This is a genomic window from Rhizobium sp. BK181 (assembly GCF_014193305.1).
In the GTDB taxonomy this organism is placed as follows: Bacteria; Pseudomonadota; Alphaproteobacteria; order Rhizobiales; family Rhizobiaceae; genus Rhizobium.
In genome coordinates, this window is sequence record NZ_JACHZA010000007.1 from 192,805 (window position 1) to 210,137 (window position 17,333).

Annotated in this window: 19 protein-coding genes; 11 read left to right on the plus strand and 8 right to left on the minus strand. The window is 60.2% G+C overall.

Annotated features, from left to right (window positions below; genetic code table 11):
• Positions 1-200 precede the first annotated feature (200 nt).
• From FHT77_RS18350 to FHT77_RS18360, 3 genes are all read left to right on the plus strand, one after another.
• Positions 201-1,529 (plus strand): extensin family protein, encoded by a 1,329-nt coding sequence (locus FHT77_RS18350; protein ID WP_183756355.1) that lies wholly within the window; start codon positions 201-203, stop codon positions 1,527-1,529.
• Between the two features lie 388 nt (positions 1,530-1,917).
• Entirely contained in the window at positions 1,918-2,844 is a 927-nt protein-coding gene (locus FHT77_RS18355) for an ABC transporter ATP-binding protein (RefSeq protein ID WP_183756356.1), read from the plus strand.
• A complete protein-coding gene (locus FHT77_RS18360; protein ID WP_114712880.1) occupies positions 2,841-3,602 on the plus strand; it encodes an ABC transporter permease in 762 nt (253 codons plus the stop codon). Before FHT77_RS18355 ends, FHT77_RS18360 begins: the two co-directional genes overlap by 4 nt.
• A 9-nt stretch (positions 3,603-3,611) precedes the next feature.
• Here the strand turns inward: FHT77_RS18360 and FHT77_RS18365 are convergent, their stop codons facing one another.
• The 3 genes from FHT77_RS18365 to FHT77_RS18375 are packed head-to-tail and all read right to left on the minus strand — an operon-like array spanning position 3,612 to position 5,320.
• Positions 3,612-4,313: a TIGR02281 family clan AA aspartic protease gene (locus tag FHT77_RS18365; protein WP_183756357.1), complete on the minus strand. Its 702-nt coding sequence runs from the start codon at positions 4,311-4,313 to the stop codon at positions 3,612-3,614.
• Complete coding sequence (locus FHT77_RS18370) at positions 4,310-4,519, minus strand: DUF1289 domain-containing protein (RefSeq protein WP_183756358.1); 210 nt, start codon at positions 4,517-4,519, stop codon at positions 4,310-4,312. The genes FHT77_RS18365 and FHT77_RS18370 overlap by 4 nt, the downstream gene beginning before the upstream one ends.
• An 18-nt stretch (positions 4,520-4,537) precedes the next feature.
• Positions 4,538-5,320 (minus strand): adenosylcobinamide-GDP ribazoletransferase, encoded by a 783-nt coding sequence (locus tag FHT77_RS18375; RefSeq protein WP_183756359.1) that lies wholly within the window; start codon positions 5,318-5,320, stop codon positions 4,538-4,540.
• Positions 5,321-5,458: 138 nt separating this feature from the next.
• Here FHT77_RS18375 and cobT point away from each other — a divergent pair, with 138 nt between their 5' ends.
• The 3 genes from cobT (at position 5,459) to FHT77_RS18390 (ending at position 8,201) form a co-directional block, all read left to right on the plus strand.
• On the plus strand, positions 5,459-6,475 hold the full coding sequence (cobT, locus tag FHT77_RS18380) for a nicotinate-nucleotide--dimethylbenzimidazole phosphoribosyltransferase (protein WP_183756360.1): 1,017 nt from the start codon (positions 5,459-5,461) through the stop codon (positions 6,473-6,475).
• 119 nt (positions 6,476-6,594) lie between these two features.
• Complete coding sequence (locus FHT77_RS18385; RefSeq protein WP_183756361.1) at positions 6,595-6,975, plus strand: diacylglycerol kinase; 381 nt, start codon at positions 6,595-6,597, stop codon at positions 6,973-6,975.
• A gap of 119 nt (positions 6,976-7,094) precedes the next feature.
• A complete protein-coding gene (locus tag FHT77_RS18390; RefSeq protein WP_183756362.1) occupies positions 7,095-8,201 on the plus strand; it encodes a hypothetical protein in 1,107 nt (368 codons plus the stop codon).
• A gap of 6 nt (positions 8,202-8,207) precedes the next feature.
• Here FHT77_RS18390 and FHT77_RS18395 read toward each other — a convergent pair whose 3' ends face one another.
• Positions 8,208-9,743 (minus strand): sensor histidine kinase, encoded by a 1,536-nt coding sequence (locus tag FHT77_RS18395; protein WP_183756363.1) that lies wholly within the window; start codon positions 9,741-9,743, stop codon positions 8,208-8,210.
• 106 nt (positions 9,744-9,849) lie between these two features.
• Between FHT77_RS18395 and FHT77_RS18400 the strand changes: the two genes are divergently transcribed.
• From FHT77_RS18400 to FHT77_RS18410, 3 genes are read left to right on the plus strand one after another with little or no spacing between them, the layout of a single operon-like run.
• A complete protein-coding gene (locus FHT77_RS18400) occupies positions 9,850-10,386 on the plus strand; it encodes a thermonuclease family protein (RefSeq protein ID WP_183756364.1) in 537 nt (178 codons plus the stop codon).
• Entirely contained in the window at positions 10,380-11,045 is a 666-nt protein-coding gene (locus tag FHT77_RS18405) for a uracil-DNA glycosylase family protein (protein WP_183756365.1), read from the plus strand. Before FHT77_RS18400 ends, FHT77_RS18405 begins: the two co-directional genes overlap by 7 nt.
• A 51-nt stretch (positions 11,046-11,096) precedes the next feature.
• Entirely contained in the window at positions 11,097-11,585 is a 489-nt protein-coding gene (locus FHT77_RS18410) for an Lrp/AsnC family transcriptional regulator (RefSeq protein WP_007533095.1), read from the plus strand.
• Positions 11,586-11,596: 11 nt separating this feature from the next.
• Here the strand turns inward: FHT77_RS18410 and FHT77_RS18415 are convergent, their stop codons facing one another.
• Positions 11,597-12,595 carry an ABC transporter permease gene (locus FHT77_RS18415; RefSeq protein ID WP_016554227.1) on the minus strand — a complete coding sequence of 333 codons (999 nt, stop codon included), beginning with the start codon at positions 12,593-12,595 and terminating at the stop codon, positions 11,597-11,599.
• A 34-nt stretch (positions 12,596-12,629) separates the two neighbouring features.
• Positions 12,630-13,373: an ATP-binding cassette domain-containing protein gene (locus tag FHT77_RS18420; RefSeq protein WP_040674400.1), complete on the minus strand. Its 744-nt coding sequence runs from the start codon at positions 13,371-13,373 to the stop codon at positions 12,630-12,632.
• A gap of 213 nt (positions 13,374-13,586) precedes the next feature.
• On the opposite strand from FHT77_RS18420, the gene FHT77_RS18425 reads away from it, so the two are divergent.
• Together FHT77_RS18425 and FHT77_RS18430 are read left to right on the plus strand one after the other, a co-directional pair.
• Complete coding sequence (locus tag FHT77_RS18425) at positions 13,587-14,567, plus strand: NAD-dependent epimerase/dehydratase family protein (protein WP_183756366.1); 981 nt, start codon at positions 13,587-13,589, stop codon at positions 14,565-14,567.
• Positions 14,568-14,614: 47 nt separating this feature from the next.
• Positions 14,615-15,604: a sugar-binding protein gene (locus FHT77_RS18430; protein ID WP_019279868.1), complete on the plus strand. Its 990-nt coding sequence runs from the start codon at positions 14,615-14,617 to the stop codon at positions 15,602-15,604.
• 68 nt (positions 15,605-15,672) lie between these two features.
• On the opposite strand, the gene FHT77_RS18435 is transcribed toward FHT77_RS18430, so the two are convergent.
• A complete protein-coding gene (locus tag FHT77_RS18435) occupies positions 15,673-16,374 on the minus strand; it encodes a DNA alkylation repair protein (protein ID WP_183756367.1) in 702 nt (233 codons plus the stop codon).
• Positions 16,371-17,240 (minus strand): NAD(P)-dependent oxidoreductase, encoded by an 870-nt coding sequence (locus FHT77_RS18440; RefSeq protein ID WP_183756368.1) that lies wholly within the window; start codon positions 17,238-17,240, stop codon positions 16,371-16,373. Before FHT77_RS18440 ends, FHT77_RS18435 begins: the two co-directional genes overlap by 4 nt.
• Between the last annotated feature and the right edge of the window lie 93 nt (positions 17,241-17,333).

Sequence of the window (17,333 nt, forward strand, 5' to 3'; positions counted from 1 at the left end):
CTACAATCGTTGGAATGACTTAAGATTTCGTTCTGTACGCGGCGGCGCAAGCGGTCTTGTCGCGCGTGCGTGTGCTGGTCCGGTACTGTTTTGGGCTCAAGGCCCGCCTTCGCCGGTCCGGGTAAGCTTTCGTTCACCGTTCTTCACTAAATTTCGGTTGAAGTTTTAGATCCCTGCCGTTCCTCGGAAGCGATGAGAGCATGGCGTTTGTTTCCATTCTTCGGCGATACGTGCTGCCAACGCTGCTCTCGACGGCGCTGGTAACATGTTCGACCGATGGCCTTATTCCGCCCGGTGACGTCGACAACGGAACTCGGGTCGGATCGATTTCGCCGCAGCGCCGCGCGCCGGCGGCGCAGATGCAGATGCCGCCGAACGAGCAACCCTATCCGGTCGCAGGTGCACCGGTCGCCGATGCAGCAGGTTCGGTCGATTACCTCGACACGCCCAATCTTGCCGGAACGGGACACAGTGGCGCGGGCACTCGGTCACGGACGCTACAGGCACCGCCGCAACCTGGGCGCTTGCCTATGATCGACAGCGATGAGGCAATGGCAGGGGCGCAGGGTGCGGCCGGATCGCTTCGCAGCCTGCCTTCGACCTGGGGAGGGACTCAGCAGCTCTCGGTGCCCGAGGGCGGCGTCAACATGGATGCCGAACTTGGTGCCGAACCGGTTGTCGGCCTCGCCGAGGAACAGCAGCAACAGATCGCGGAGGGGCAGTCCGATCAGCCGGTCGTCGATGGCATCGGGACCGACAATCCTACCCAGCTCAATCGTGCACGGATCCCGGCGCCGGCGGCGCAAGCACAGATGAGCAGCGCGCCTGTTTGGAACGATGGCAGGGCGGTCGTGGCGCCCGCGCGGGTGCCCGAGGAGAACGACGAGCAGGAGGTCGCCATGCTGCGGCCGAACAACCCGACCGCGCCGATGATGAGTGCGCCCGCCGCTCCTGCTGATCCGAGCGTCACGCCGGCCTCGGAGCTTGCCTGCCGCCGCGAGCTGAAGCGAATGGGCGTTGTCTATACCGAGAAGCCGCCAATCTCGAACGGGCCCGCTTGCCAGGTGCCGTATCCGATCTCGTTGCAGGGGCTTTCCGGCAATATCGGTGTCAGGCCAGCGGTGACACTGAATTGCCAGGTGACGCTCGCTTTTGCCAAATGGGTCAAGAACGAGCTCGCCCCGTCCGCGCGCTTCCGCTACTGGTCGGGCATCAAGACCATTCAGCCGCTTGGCGGATACAGCTGCCGCCGCATGAACAACAGCCGGCAGCGCTACAATCCGATGTCCGAGCATGCCCGCGGCAACGCGATCGATGTCGGCAAGTTCGTTCTGAAGAGCGGCCACGCGATCGACGTGCGCAAGAAGGGGCTGTTCTCGTTCCGGGAGGGCAGGCTGTTGCAGGCCGTGCGCACCGACAGCTGCAAATATTTCAATACAGTGCTAGGGCCCGGGAGCAACCCGGAACACTGGAACCATTTCCATTTCGATCTGCGCGCACGCCAGAGCGGCAGGGTCTACTGCCGCTGAAAAGGAAAGGCCGGCTTGAAGGCCGGCCCAAGGCGAACGCGGCGCGGGCGGCGCCGCCCGGCCGAGTCAGATGATAATGACTGGTAATGCACTTCACGCATGTCGAGGAAGCACGGGAGCGTAACGAGATCGCTCAGGCGGCTGCTCCGCAAGGGGTGCGGCGGGACGGAGAGCGCTTGCTGCCTCGCCGCCTTTATGCCGCAGAAAGATCACCGGTTGATGACATGCTGCCACGCCGGAGTTTTCCACAGGCTTGGACATTTTTTTCGCTTGGAAGCGTTTTCACGGAAGTGAATACTCTGTTCAGCAGCGCCGGGATGTCAAAACCACCGGAAACGCATATATAGCGGCGAGCAACTTTTCGCCGCAGCCTCCAGAAGAGCCCTTCATGGCCCCGATCATTTCCATCCGAAATCTCACCAAGACCTACGCCAACGGATTTCAGGCTCTCAAGGGCATCGACCTCGATGTCGAGAAAGGCGAAATCCTGGCATTGCTCGGGCCGAACGGGGCGGGCAAGACGACGATGATCTCGATTGTCTGCGGCATTACCAATCCGAGCGGGGGCGCTGTTTCCGTCGGCGGTCATGACGTGGTGAAGGATTTCCGGGCGACGCGCTCTATGATCGGTCTCGTTCCACAGGAGCTAACCACCGATCAGTTCGAGACTGTGTGGAATACGGTCAGCTTCTCGCGCGGTCTGCACGGCAAGCGATCCAACCCCGCGCATATCGAGAAGGTGCTGCGCGATCTTTCCCTCTGGGACAAGAAGGACAACACGCTGCGGCAATTGTCCGGCGGCATGAAGCGAAGGGTGCTGATTGCCAAGGCGCTATCGCATGAGCCGGAAATTCTCTTCCTCGACGAGCCCACCGCAGGTGTCGACGTGACGCTGCGCAAGGACATGTGGCACGTCGTCGAAAAGCTGCGCCGCTCCGGCGTCACGATTATCCTGACCACGCACTATATCGAAGAGGCGGAAGAGATCGCCGACCGTGTCGGCGTCATCAACGGCGGCGAGCTGTTGTTGGTCGAAGACAAGACGGCGCTGATGGCGAAGCTCGGCCGCAAGCAGCTTATTCTCGAATTGAACGAGCCGCTGCAAGCGCTGCCGGATCGGTTTGCCGGCAATGGTCTTTCGCTTGCGGCAGACGGCAGCCGCCTGATCTACGACTTCGATACTCAAAAGGAGCAGGAAAGCATCGCCACGCTGCTGAGGCGGCTCGGCGAGCATAACATTCACTTCAAGGATCTTTCCACGCAACAGAGCTCGCTGGAAGACATCTTCGTGGCGCTCGTGGGAGGGGCAAAATGAACTTCGAAGCCATCAAATCCATCTATTTCTTCGAAATGGCCCGCACCCGCCGGACGCTTCTGCAAAGTGTCGTTTCGCCTGTGATCTCGACATCGCTCTATTTCATCGTTTTCGGCGCGGCGATCGGTTCCCGCATCCAGCAGGTTGAAGGCGTGTCCTACGGCGCGTTCATCACGCCCGGCCTGATCATGCTGACGCTGCTCGGGCAATGCATCAGCAACGGGTCGTTCGGGATCTACTTTCCGAAGTTCACCGGCACGATTTACGAGGTATTGTCGGCGCCGGTGGCAATGACCGAAATTCTGCTTGGCTATGTCGGTGCCGCCGCGACAAAAGGGTTGATGATCGGGGTGATTATCCTGCTCACTGCGAATGTCTTCGTGGACATCCGGATCGAGCATCCGGTGATGATGGTTCTGTTCTTTCTGTTGACGGCGATCACGTTCAGCCTGTTCGGCTTCATGATCGGCATCTGGGCCACGAATTTCGAGCAGCTGAACCTCATTCCCATGCTCGTCGTGCCGCCCTTGACCTTCCTCGGTGGCAGCTTCTATTCGATCAACATGCTGCCGCCCTTCTGGCAGGCAGTGAGCCACTTCAACCCCGTGCTCTATCTCGTCAGCGGCTTCCGCTGGAGCTTCTTTGGCATCGCGGACGTCAATCCGCTGGTGAGCCTCGGGATGATCTCGATCTTCCTGGCGATCTGTCTAGGGACGCTGGGCTGGATTTTCAGGACGGGCTACCGGCTGCGGAGCTGAACGCTGCCTCTAGTCCCGCATCCGAAGCTCGTCAGTCTGGATCTGCAAGGATCCGAGGGTCGAGAGGAAGCTCATCCCGAGGAGGCTCTGATCGAGCTTGCCGTCCTGCGCGACGCTGGCGGGAACGTTATGACGGATGATTGGGCCGATGGCGACCTCGGAAAGCATGACACGGGCGGCGCGGGCGCGGCCGTTGGCAGTCATCACGCTCATCGAATATTCGAGGTTGTCAGGGATAATGCCTACTCGCTCGGCGTCTTCGCGGGACAGCGCGATCATGCTGGCGCCGGTATCGACCAGCATCGAAATACTCTGGCCGTTGATCGTGACATACGCCTCGTAATGGCCGTTCAAAAGCTTGTGTAAGATGACCTCCTGATCACCCTCGCTGGTGGTCACGACCACGGCGCGGCCCGGGACAAGACCTGCGAGCAGACGATTGCCGACCCCGAGTGCTTCCTGCCGATAGAGATAAAGGGTCGCAAGGCCGAGGATCAGGACAAGCCAGATCACCAGGTTGCGAAGGGTCTCGCTGGCGCTGGCGCGGCGCGCCCAGATGCCGGCCGCCAGCATCAACGCGATCGGAAGCAGATAGATGAAGCGGCCGAAATCGTCGGTCCGCATGCCGAAGATCCGGCTTGTGTCGTCGCTGAACAGGAGGACGGCGAGACCCAGGCCAAGGACCGCAAGGACGATCGTCAGACGGTTCATGCACGCTGCTCCGGCATAATCTGCTTAGCCTGGGAGATATCCTGTCCCTTTGCGAAAAGCCGTGCGGGTAGTACGGCCATGAGCCGCTCGCGCTCGTCGTCGGAAAATGACATCCAACCGCCAATCTCGGCAAGCGTACGACCGCAGCCCGTACAAAGGCCGGTCTTTGGGTCGATAGAGCAGACATCGATGCAGGGTGTTTGCATGCAATCTATATCGAGATTTCACAGGGCCATGGCAAGGGCGCAGACGGCGGCGATTTCCGAAATCTGTTGCGCCGCGCCGAGCGTGTCACCCGTATGGCCTTCAAGCTTGCGGCGCACGAACCGGGTGAAGGCCATGACCGACAAGCCGCAGCCAAGGAGAGCGCAAACGAGAGGAAGGAGACCAAGGCTAGGCCAGAGAAGCAGAGCGGACACAACACAGCCGGACACGAGCGCCATGTGCATCGAGCCTTCGCCGGGTTGGCCGGCGGCGGCGGCTACGCCCACGGGTCTTGCCGATGGCAGCCGGTGCCAGTGCCAGACGAGCGCGCCGCGGCTGATGCAGGCGATTGCGGGAATCGTGAGCGCCGCGGCAAGTGGCGGCGCTGCGCGTGCGATCGCAGCGAGTGCAGCCGCCCGAAGCGCGAACGACAGGATCAGCGAGATCGCACCATAGGTGCCGATGCGGCTGTCCTTCATGATCGAGAGCGCGTGGTCGCGGTCGCGCCCGCCGCCGAGGCCATCGGCGCAGTCGGCAAGGCCATCCTCGTGCAGCGCGCCGGTCAATACCGCTTGAACGGCCAGGGCTGCAAACGCCGACATCAGACGGTCCGCGCGCAGGCCGAGCATGACCAGGAAGACAAGCGCGGGCAGCAGCGCAATGACGATGCCTGCTGCCGGGAAGGTGCGAGAGGCGCGGTCAAGCTTGCCGTCGAAGCCGGCGAAGGCGAAAGACGGCATCGGAATGCGGCTGAGGAAGGCGACGGCGCGAGCGAGGTCGACCGCATAGTTTCCGATGTTCATTCTGACCCCGACTCCGCGACCATATGCAGCGCTTTAGGAGTTGTTCGCCCCGGCGCCTACCTTTAAGAGAGTGGCGACGAAAGAAGCTGATTTGCAGCGAAAAGACAAGTTACCGACCAAGACAAGGAAATCGCATTCATGAGCGTTTCAGGCCTGCCATTCGACGATTTTCGGGCACTTCTGCGCGATCTCCCGGGACCGGATGCCAGGGCACTTGCAGCCGCGCGCGAGCGCGATGCTCAATTGACGAAGCCGCCCGGCGCGCTCGGACGGCTTGAGGAAATTGCGTTCTGGCTTGCCGCCTGGACGGGCAGGGCGCCTGCAGTGAACCGGCCGCTGGTGGCGATCTTCGCCGGCAACCACGGCGTCACCAGGCAGGGCATTACGCCGTTTCCGCCGGCCGTGACGCAGCAGATGGTGGAGAATTTTGCGGCTGGCGGCGCTGCGATCAATCAGATCTGCGTGGCCTATGATCTTGGGCTGAAGGTCTTCGATCTCGCGCTCGATTACCCGACCGGTGACATCACCGAAGAGCCCGCATTGTCCGAGCGCGATTGTGCGGCAACCATGGCGTTCGGCATGGAGGCGATCGCAGGCGGCACCGATCTTCTTTGCATCGGCGAGATGGGGATCGGCAACACCACGATCGCAGCAGCGATCAACTATGCCCTTTACGGCGGGAACGCGCGTGACTGGGTTGGCCCAGGCACCGGTTCCGAAGGCGAAATGCTGGACCGCAAGATAGCTGCGGTCGAAAAGGCTGTGGCGCTGCACAGTGACCATCTTGACGATCCGCTGGAGATCATGCGCCGCCTCGGTGGACGCGAAATCGCGGCGATGGCTGGGGCAATCCTGGCCGCGCGTGTCGAGAGGATCCCGGTGCTGATCGACGGCTATGTCGCGACAGCGGCCGCCGCCATCCTGAAGGCCGCCAATCCTTCGGCGCTCGATCACTGCTTGATCGGCCACGTCTCCGGCGAACCCGGACATTTGCGGGCGATTGAAATGCTTGGCAAAACGCCGCTTCTCGCGCTCGGGATGCGGCTTGGCGAGGGGACTGGCGCGGCGCTCGCGGCCGGTATCGTGAAGGCAGCGGCGGCCTGCCATTCCGGCATGGCAACGTTCTCGCAGGCAGGTGTCAGCAACAAGCACTGAAACCTTCAGGTTTGTGACAGGTTGATGACAGAGTTCTTGCCGCCGGGACCGTGAACCGGTATCGCAATTTCTGACTGATGGCGGCAATTGCTGCCATTGACGGACGACGAGGGCACTTGATGAAACCTGCCGTGACAAAACTCACCGGCATCAGCCACTTCTTTGCAGCCGCCAGCTATTCGCTTGGTGGCTTTCGCCGGCTGATCAAGGAGGCGGCGTTCCGGCAGGAACTGTTGTTCTTCGTGGTTTCACTGATCCTGCTGGTCTCCGTCGGAGCGACGCTGGCGGAGCTGATGATCGCTGTCGTCCTGTTTCTCGTGCTCTTTGCCGTAGAGGCGCTGAACACCGCGATCGAGGAAGTCATCGACAGGATTTCGCCTGAGATCTCGATGGTTGCAAAGCACGCCAAGGATCTCGGCTCTTTCGCCGTGCTCTGCACGATTGCCGCGTGCGGGGTGTTCCTGCTGTTTACGATCGGCAAGCATCTGCTGTTTGGGTAAACGGCGCGCCTCCACTTCTTGATGTAATCGGTTGTTGTTACTACACAAGTGCATCTTATGGGTGTATTTCAACCTACGCTAGGCTGGCTGTCAGGTGCGCACCAACTGGAGGGGTGGCGATGTCGGCGATGGCTGGGAGATCAAACTCAACTTCCGAGGAACGCGAGCGCGGCCGACATGCGCTTCTTCTCTGCATCGTGGGCGGAGTTGCAACGGTTGTAACCCTGCTCTTTATGCTTCTCTCGCAGTTTGACGGTTGGATCGCTGCTACAGGCGTCGGCGGTTTGATTACCTTCCTTGGAATGTCCATTGGTGGTTTCCTTGGCTTTTTGTTCTCGGTACCGCGAATTCTGGCGAAGGACAGCACAGCACCGCTCAGCGCCATTGTTGGCGCGGCAGCAAATGGGACGGGTCCATCTGCCCCGCCGGCGGCTGTGGCGGCGATTAAGCGCGAGCGTCTGCTCAGTTCGAACACGAACCTCGAGCGCATCTCTGAGTGGCTTACGACAATGCTCGTTGGCGTGGGGCTCACACAGATCGGCTCGCTCGATCGGGCAATAATGGGCCTTAGCGGCTTTCTCGACGCGAAGGCCCGGGTTTTCCTCGTCGATGGACAGCCAAATGCCGGCGTTCTCCCCGCAATCGGTCCTCTCCTGCTAGTTTGCGGATTGGTAAGCGGATTCATCTTTTTCTATCTGTATACCCGGATCTATTTGTCGCCACTCTTTCAGCGCGTTGAAGAAATTCTGGGAGACGAGCTAAGCACGGAACCACTGCTAACCGCGGTCCCCGAGTTCCGAAATGCGGCGGCGAGCCTTGCCGAGGGCACTGATAACCTATCGATGGCGTACACTTCGAAGGCTTCGGAGATTTCGATAGCAGACAGTCTCGATGTCATCCAAAATCTCCTTTATAAAACCGATGGATACGCGCGAGCACTCGAGCTCGGCAACAAACTCGTGACCACGCCAGCAGTCAAGCTTGCACGGTACTGGTTTCTCATGTCGGCAGCCTATGGCCAAAAGCATCACGCACTATTGGACGCCGACGCACCCGAAGCAGAGCGTCTTTCTGCAAGGCGTGCTGTGCTTGACGCGGTGCAAAAGACCGTCCAGCTCAATCCTAGCTATAGAGCGAGGTTGATTGCCTTAACTGACGCAGGCGCGTTCGATAACGATCTGCAGGATTTTGCGACGAGTGATGATTTTTGGCGGATCGTCAAATAGTCGACATCACGCAAAACTGCGGCGCTTGCGGGAAACCGCTTGGGTATCCTCGACAGCCGGAACGGTCTGAAGCACGCGCTTGGCAGGCAGGATGGCGATAACTTCGGTGCCTTCGCGCAGCTTCGATTTGAGGATGAACTGGCCGTCGTGCTTGGCGAGGATCGCCTGAACGATCGGCAGGCCGAGGCCGGTCCCTTGTTCCGCGCTCTTGATCGCGATCGAGCCCTGGCCAAAAGCGGACAGGACCACCGGAATTTCATCTTCCGGAATACCGGGGCCGTTGTCCTTGATGGAGATGTATTGGCCGCCACCGGCGGTCCAGCCGACCTTGACGTGGATTTCGCCCGATTGCGGCGTGAACTTCACGGCGTTCGAAAGCAGGTTGAGGACGACCTGGCGAAGCGATTTCTCATCTGCCCAGACGGCGGGCAATTCGGGCTCGAACTGCTGCGAGATGGTGATGTTCTTGCCGCGTGCGCGCAGTTGCACCATGCCAATGCAATCTTCGGAAATGTTCAATAGCGAAATCGCTTCCTCGCTGAGCTCGTATTTGCCGGCCTCGATGCGCGAGAGGTCGAGGATCTCGTTGATAAGATTCAGCAGATGCTCACCCGAGCGGTGGATGTCGCTGGTGTATTCCTTGTAGGTCGGGTTGTTGAGCGGACCCATGACCTCGGCGGACATGACCTCCGAGAAGCCAAGGATGGCATTGAGTGGCGTTCTCAGCTCATGCGACATGGAGGCGAGGAAGCGGGACTTTGCGAGGTTGGCCTCCTCCGCCCGACGGCGGGCCTCATCCGACATCGATTTTGCGACTTCGAGTTCGGCGATCAGGTCGTCCTTTTCTGCCTGATAGGCGAGGATCTTGAGGTTGGATTGGAAGAGCCGGTCGCCGATGTAGTTGAAGAAAATGACGGTGGTTGTGAAAATGGCGGTCAGGCTGATCTCGAGGATTTCTCGGGACAGACCAGCCTTGGCGACCAGGCCGAGGACGACAGGGGCGAAGGTTATCAGCACCGACGGTGTCAGCATAAAATTCGACATGGCCGTCACGGAAAGTGCGATCAGTAGCGTAGCGCCCTTGTAAAGCAGGAAGCTCGACGGTTCGCATACGGCGCAGTCCTGCAGAGCGAACACTGCCCAGCAGCAGCCGACCATGAGTTGGCCGAGCAGGAGAATGCGGCGCCAACTGCGCGCGGTCGTCGCGTTGATTTCCTGGCTGCGGGCGCGGCGCGCGATGAAGACGTTTGCCGCATGGGCTGTCAGTGTCAGCAGTGCCCACAGAAAGATCTGCGTGTCTTCCGTGAAGTAAACGCCGAATGCGGCAATGATGATGACGAAGAGCGGGACGATCGAAGCGCCCTGCAGGACCGCATTGACATACATCACCAATACGTCGCGATCGAACCCGCCGCTCGCGGCGTGGCTCGATTGCAGGCGTTCCCGCGTCAGCCGAACAGCCTTCGATACAGGCTTGTTCCGGTGACTGCGTGACTTGTCGACGATGTTCTTATCGGTCGATGTGCTAACGCCAGTACTCATTGTGCACGTTGAAATTTGATCCGCGGGTCTCTACACCCTAGAGCCCAATCCTTAAGATGATGTTAGCCATCTTTGCCAAGGATTTGTTTCTGAAGGAGGCGAAAGCGTGACGCGCGGTTGGCGGGTGATGCGCGACGGCGTGACGGCGCTGGCTTTGCTGGCGTTCCTGTGGCTGATTGCGGCGAAGTTGAACGACAAGACAGAAACGGTCCATTCCGGCCGATTTCATGCCGCGGATGGTGACAGTCTGAATCTCGGCAATGAGCGGATGCGGCTCCACGGCATCGATGCACCCGAGCTCAGCCAGACCTGCGAACGGGCAGGTGACGTATGGACCTGCGGTCAGGAGGCGAAGCGGGCATTGCAACGTCTTGTTGGGGCGGTCGATACACAGTGCGCTGGAACGGAGCGGGACCGTTTCGATCGCCTGCTTGTGATCTGCCGGGCTGGCGGCGTCGATTTGAACGCCGCGATGGTGCGGAGCGGCATGGCGGTGTCCTATGGCGCTTATGGTGACGAGGAGAGGCAAGCGAGAATGGAAAAGGTCGGACTCTGGGCTGGGACGTTTGAGATGCCGCGCAGTGTGCGCGAGCATGCGCCAAGATCGAATGTGCGGGGAATTGCGGGATTGCTCGGATGGTGACTGACGAAGGCGCGCCGGACGAGCGCGCGCTGGATCGCCTTCGGCAGGAGATTGCCGCCTGCCGGATCTGTCGTGACGCACCGTTCGGTGGGCCTGGTGCGCGATTGCCACATGAGCCGCGGCCGGTCGTGGTCATCTCTTCCAAGGCGAGGATATTGATCGCGGGGCAGGCGCCGGGGCTCAAGGTCCACGACACAGGTCTGCCATTCAACGACGCATCCGGCGACCGCCTGCGCGATTGGCTGCATGTCGATCGGGAGACGTTCTACGACCGCGACCGTTTCGCCATTGTGCCGATGGGTTTTTGCTTTCCTGGCTACGACGCCAAGGGAAGCGACCTGCCGCCGCGGCGGGAATGTGCGCCGCATTGGCGGAGCATGGTGATTTCGGCAATGCCGCAGATCGAACTGGTGATCGTGGTCGGCCAATACGCGCAGGCTTGGCACATGGGCCAGGAGCGCCGGGAGACTATGACCGAGACGGTGCGGGCCTGGCAGACGGCCCTTTCGCGTCCGGGCTCGCCGGTCATTTTTCCGCTGCCGCATCCTAGTTGGCGAAATACCGGCTGGATCAAACGCAATCCTTGGTTCGCAACAGAGTTGTTGCCGACGTTGCGCGAGCGGGTTGGGGCATTGCTGTCTGAAACAAAATTCTTTTAAACTCCCGGAATCGCGCTATACAGAGAAAATAATTCGAAGGGGCTTTGCCGTATGGACCGTCTTGACCGTAAGATCCTGCGTCTCTTGCAGGAGGATTCGACTTTGGCTGTGGCCGATCTTGCCAAGAAGGTCGGGCTCTCCACAACACCTTGCTGGCGGCGCATCCAGAAGATGGAAGAAGACGGCGTCATCAAGCGCCGTGTGGCCATCCTCGATCCGGAGAAGGTCAACACCAAGGTCACGGTGTTTGTATCGATCCGGACGGCAACGCACTCGATCGAGTGGCTACGACGCTTTTCGGAAGTCGTCGCCGACTTCCCCGAGGTCGTCGAGTTCTATCGCATGAGCGGCGATGTGGACTATCTACTGCGCGTCGTCGTGCCTGACATCGCAGCCTATGATGCATTCTACAAGCGGATGATCGCAAAGATCGAGATTCGTGACGTCTCGTCTGCTTTTGCCATGGAACAGATCAAGTATTCGACGCAGTTGCCGCTCGACTATATGATCCTCGACAACGCCAAGTCGAACGAGGACTGAGGGCTCCTCAGCTACTCGCTCTGGCGGAGATTTCTCAGCCGGTCGAACAGAACCGCGAGTACGATCGCGCCACCGATGAAGGTGCCTTGCCAGAAGGCGTTGATCCCCAACAGTCCAAGGCTGTTGCGGATCACCTCGATCAGTGCCGCGCCAACGATGGCGCCGAACGCAGTGCCGACGCCACCGGCGAGATTGGCGCCGCCGATGACGGCGGCGGCGATAACTTGTAGCTCCATGCCCGCACCGATGTTCGTGGTCACGGCGCCAAGCCAGCCCGTCTGGATGATGCCGGCGACCCCGGCCGAGAGTGCCGAGATCATGTAAACGGCGACCTTGATCTTCCTGACGGGCACGCCCGTCAGCGTTGCGGCATGCTCGTTACCACCGATGGCGAACACATAGCGGCCAAACCGGGTCCAGCGCAGCACGAAGCCGGTGAGGAGGGCCAGTACTGCCATATAGAGCACCGGATTGGCTATGCCGAAGAACCATGCGCCGCCGCCAAGCGCCAGCAGCTTGTCGTGGTCCGGGCCAAACTGGAAGACAACGGTGTTGTTCGAGGCAACCATCGCGAGGCTGCGGGCAATCGACAGCATACCAAGGGTGACGACGAAGGGCGGGAACCCAAGATAAGCGATCAGGAGGCCGTTGAAGGCGCCGACGACGAGCGCCGTGCCGATCGAAGCCGCAATGCCGGTTCCGATGCCATAGCCGGCATGCATGGTGACTGCCAATACCATGCTGCAGAGGCACAGCACTGAACCGACCGAGAGGTCGATGCCACCGGTGACAATCACAAGCGTCATCCCGAGCGCGATGATCGCGACGAAGGTGACATTGCGGGTGATGTTGTAGAGGTTGGTGGGGGTAGCAAAGGAGCTCGTGGCGAAGGACAGGAAAATGCAGGCGAGAACGACGGCGATGAGGACCCAGAACGTCTGGCTCGCAAAGACTGACGACAGCCAGTTACGCTGCTTCTGCGCTATCGTTTGATCGAGGGTTATTGCCATGGTCGACCTTCGTTCGCTTGCATCCGGTGCTTGTTCACACCTGTTCGATTGCGCCGGTTATGAGCCCCGTGACTTCCTCCGGCGAGCTTGCCCCGATCTGCTTGTCGGCAACCTTGCGGCCGCGCCGCATAACGATTACCCGATCAGCTACCGAGAAGACGTCGGGCATGCGGTGGCTGATCAGGATGACGGCGATGCCGCGATCGCGCAGTTGGCGGATGAGGGAGAGGACCTCCGCAACCTGACGAACGGAAATGGCGGCCGTCGGCTCGTCCATCAACACAAGCTTCGCCTCGGCCAGCATGGTGCGCGCGATCGCGACGGCTTGGCGCTGGCCGCCCGACATCTGCTTCACCAGGTCGCGCGGGCGTGTCTCCGATTTCAGTTCCTTGAAGATTTCGCCTGCGCGCTTGTACATCGTCCGGTAGTCAAGAATGCGCAGCGGGCCGAGGCCACGGCGGAGTTCGCGGCCGAGGAATACGTTGGCAGCGGCGGTGAGGTTGTTGCAGAGCGCAAGTTCCTGATAGACGATCTCGATGCCGCGCTGTCTCGCATCGATCGGCTTGTGAAGGATGAGATCCTGACCATCGAGCCGCATCGCGCCATGGCTCGGCCGAAAGTTGCCGGCGATCATTTTCACGAGTGTCGATTTGCCGGCGCCATTGTCGCCCATCAGCCCGACGACCTCTCCCGCTTCCAGTGAAAACGAAACGTCGTTGACCGCCTGTATGGCGCCGAAATGTTTTGATATGTTGGCGAGCTCGAGAACTGCCACCAGCCGTCTAGCCTCCTAAAGCCGAAACCCCTATTTCGGGCCGTGATGTAGCTCGCCAGTTCCTCCCTCGCGAGCCGTTGCAACATTACCCAGAACCGCGCGAAACCGTCAATCGGATGCTGCTAATTTACGGGCTCCGTTACAATTATTCGTTTTGTACTACAATTCGATTGACGCGCGTAGGTGTCTGTATATTAGCTATTGGTGGAGGAGAGTATGCTGATCCTTGTCACCGGTGGAACGGGCAAGGTCGGGCAGCACTTCATCGCTGGGCTGCTCGACGATCCGCGATTTTCAAAGGCGCGCATTCGCGCGCTTTGTCATAATCGCTTGTGCCCGGAAACCGAGCGGGTCGAAACCCTCCGAGGCTCGATCAGCGATCGCGAGACGGTAACCAAGGCGCTTGCCGACGTCACACATGTCGTGCATTTGGCGACATGCAAGGAAACGCCTGAGGACGTCATGGACGTCACCGTCAAGGGACTTTTCTGGCTGCTCGAGGCATTCAGGACGAGCGCCACTGCGCGCCAATTCATTCTTATCGGCGGTGATGCCGGAATCGGCCATTTCTTCTATCGCCATGAAGCGCCGATCACCGAGGCCACGCCGCACCAAGCCTATCCCGGGTGCTACGCGCTGTCGAAGGTTCTGGAAGAGGTGATGCTGGAGCAATTCCAGATCCAGTACGGCATCAATGGCTGCTGTCTGCGTGCGCCCTGGATCATGGAGAAGGATGATTTCAAGTTCACGTTGTCGTTCGGTGATGACGTCTTCGGAGGGCCGGACTGGAAGACGCTTGTTCCGGCGAGCGACGCTATGCGTTATGCGCGGGAACAGACGATCCCGCTCCTGCGTGACGCTGACGGTCGCCCATTGAAGCGCAATTTCGTGCATGTGGATGACCTTGTTTCGGCGATCCTTGCCGCGCTCGACAATCGGCGCGCCAAGGGGCAGCTCTTCAACATCTGCATGGATCGTCCCGTCGACTACGGCGAGGTCGCCGCCCATCTGGCGCGCACGCGCGGACTCAACTCGGTCGACATCCCAAGCCAGTTCCATTCGAACTGGATGGACAATAGCAAGGCCAAGTACCTGCTGGGATGGCGGCCCGTCTACGATCTGGAAATGCTAATCGACTCGGCCTGGGGGTATATGCGTTCGGAGGAGGATCCTCGCATCGTCTGGTATCCGGGTTGATCATGTGGCGGGCGATGGCGTCCGCCATTTTTAAATGGGAGGAAGCTATGAGGAAGGCATTATTGCTTACAGCCGCGGTGCTGGCGCTGACGGCTGGACAGGCCCTTGCCGCGAAGAAACAGCTGGTCATTGTCGTGAAGGGGCTCGACAACCCGTTCTTCGAGGCAATCAACCAGGGTTGCCAGAAATGGAACAAGGAAAACCCGGACTCCGAATATGAATGCTTCTACACCGGTCCCGCATCGACTTCCGATGAAGCCGGCGAAGCGCAAATCGTTCAGGACGTATTGGGTAAATCCGAAACGGCGGCCATCGCTATTTCTCCGTCAAACGCCAAGCTGATCGCGCAGACGCTGAAGACGGCAAATCCGAAGGTCCCTGTCATGACCCTCGATGCCGACCTTGCTGCCGAGGACTCGGCACTGCGCAAAACCTATCTCGGCACCGATAACTATCTGATGGGCGCCCGCATCGGCGAATACATCAAGAAAGCCAAGCCGAAGGGCGGCAAGATCTGCACGATCGAGGGCAACCCTGGCGCCGACAACATTTTGCGTCGTGCGCAGGGAATGCGTGACACGCTGACCGGCCAGAAAGGCCTGACGGCGCTGAAAGGCGAGGGTGGGTGGACGGAAGTTGCCGGTTGCCCGGTCTTTACCAATGACGATGGCGCCAAGGGCGTTCAGGCCATGACCGACATTCTCGCCGCCAATACCGATCTCGATGCCTTTGGCATCATGGGCGGTTGGCCGCTGTTCGGCGCACCACAGCCCTATCGGGATCTCTTCAAGCCGATGGCCGACAAGATCGGCAAGAACGAGTTCGTGATCGGTGCGGCCGACACGATCGGCGATGAAGTCGCGATTGCCAAGGAAGGCCTCGTTACGGCGCTCGTCGGCCAGCGGCCTTTTGAAATGGGCTACAAGGCACCGTCGGTAATGATGGATCTGATTGCCGGCAAGACCGTCCCGGATCCTGTTTTCACCGGTCTTGACGAGTGCACGAAGGACACGGTCGATACGTGCATCCAGAAATAGTTGGGTAGAAGGAACGGCGGGCGGAGGAAGATTCTCCGTCCGCTGTTTTCAACACGAGTGAGGCGCGGTCATCGTTCGGCGGACTTTCGTTCCAGCCTGGCAATGACCTTCTCGCTTGTCAGTTCCCGCACGGCATCCTTCCCGATCCAGCGCGCGGTCCGGTCGCTGGATGCGGCGAGGCTTTCCGCGACCGCGAGCGCCTTCGCGTAGCAATACAAATTGCGTTTGCCGATGTTCCTCAGCGCCCAGTTCACCGCCTTGCGCACGAAATTGCGTGGATCGCCAGCATGCAACTCAATGAGAGGAAGCCACGCCAACAGGGTTTCGTCCGGTTCCTTCTTCATATGAACTGCAGCGCTCGCGATCATGGCAAAGGCGGTTCGCCGAACAAACTCACGATCGTCGGCCGCGAACTCCGATATCAGCGCCTCGAGACGGGCTTCGACATAGAGGTCTGCCGCGGTATCGACGATCTCCCACGAGGCGAAGTCATCGGACCATGTTCTTGCAAGGTCCGGCGTCAACCTTTTAGGTTCGGCCGTATAGAGCGCCAGTAGGCGCGCCTCGCGGACGTTGCTTTGCCAAAGCTCAAGCGAGCGAGCGTGATTCCGCTTCACTATCCTCGCGATCTTTTGCAGATCCGGATTGGAGATCCCAAGCGCGGTTTCGGTGACGATCCCGAAACGGGCCATGCCTGATATGCCTTCCTCAGAGCGCAGCGTCCGCAGATGCGCGATGAGCTCCGCTGCGGCGGAGGAAGGGGCGATCATTTCTCCAATCGAGCCAGCAGCGAGGACGTGTCCCAGCGATTGCCACCCATGGCCTGAACGTCACCATAGAATTGGTCGACGAGGGCTGTCACCGGCAGCTTCGCGCCGTTGCGGCGCGCCTCGCTGAGGACGATGCCGAGATCCTTGCGCATCCAGTCGATGGCGAAGCCGAAGTCGTACTTGCCCGCGTTCATGGTCTTGTGGCGGTTCTCCATCTGCCAGGAGCCGGCCGCGCCCTTGGAGATGACCTCAACTACCTTCTCGATATCGAGGCCGGCGCGCTTGCCGAAATGAATGCCCTCAGCAAGTCCCTGCACGAGACCGGCTATGCAGATCTGGTTAATCATCTTGGTGAGCTGGCCGGCACCGGCCGGTCCCATGAGGCCAGCCATGCGGGCATAGGCATCGATCACCGGCTTCGCCTTGTCGAATGTGGTTTCTTCACCGCCGCACATGACCGTCAACACACCATTCTCGGCACCTGCCTGTCCGCCCGATACCGGGGCGTCGATGAAGGCACAGCCCTTTGCTTTCGCGGCGGCATCGAGCTCGCGGGCAACTTCCGCGCTTGCGGTCGTGTTGTCGATGAGGATAGCGCCCGGCTTCATCGTCAGGAGAACGCCGTCCTCGCCCGTTGTCACCGAGCGGAGATCGTCGTCGTTGCCGACGCAGGTGAAGACGAAGTCCGCATCCTTCGCCGCTTCTGCCGGCGTTGGGGCGGACTTGCCGCCGAATTTCTCCACCCAGGCAGCCGCCTTTTCCGTGGTCCGGTTGTAGACCGTGACATCGTGGCCGCCTTTCACCTTGAGATGGCCAGCCATGGGGAACCCCATTACGCCAAGACCGATGAATGCGACTTTTGCCATGTGTCTATCCTTTCCCGAATGCAGGGCATGAGGATTAGCCGAAAGCACGGCGCCCGAAAAGCCGTCGGAAGAGCCAGCAACATCTGGAGGGAA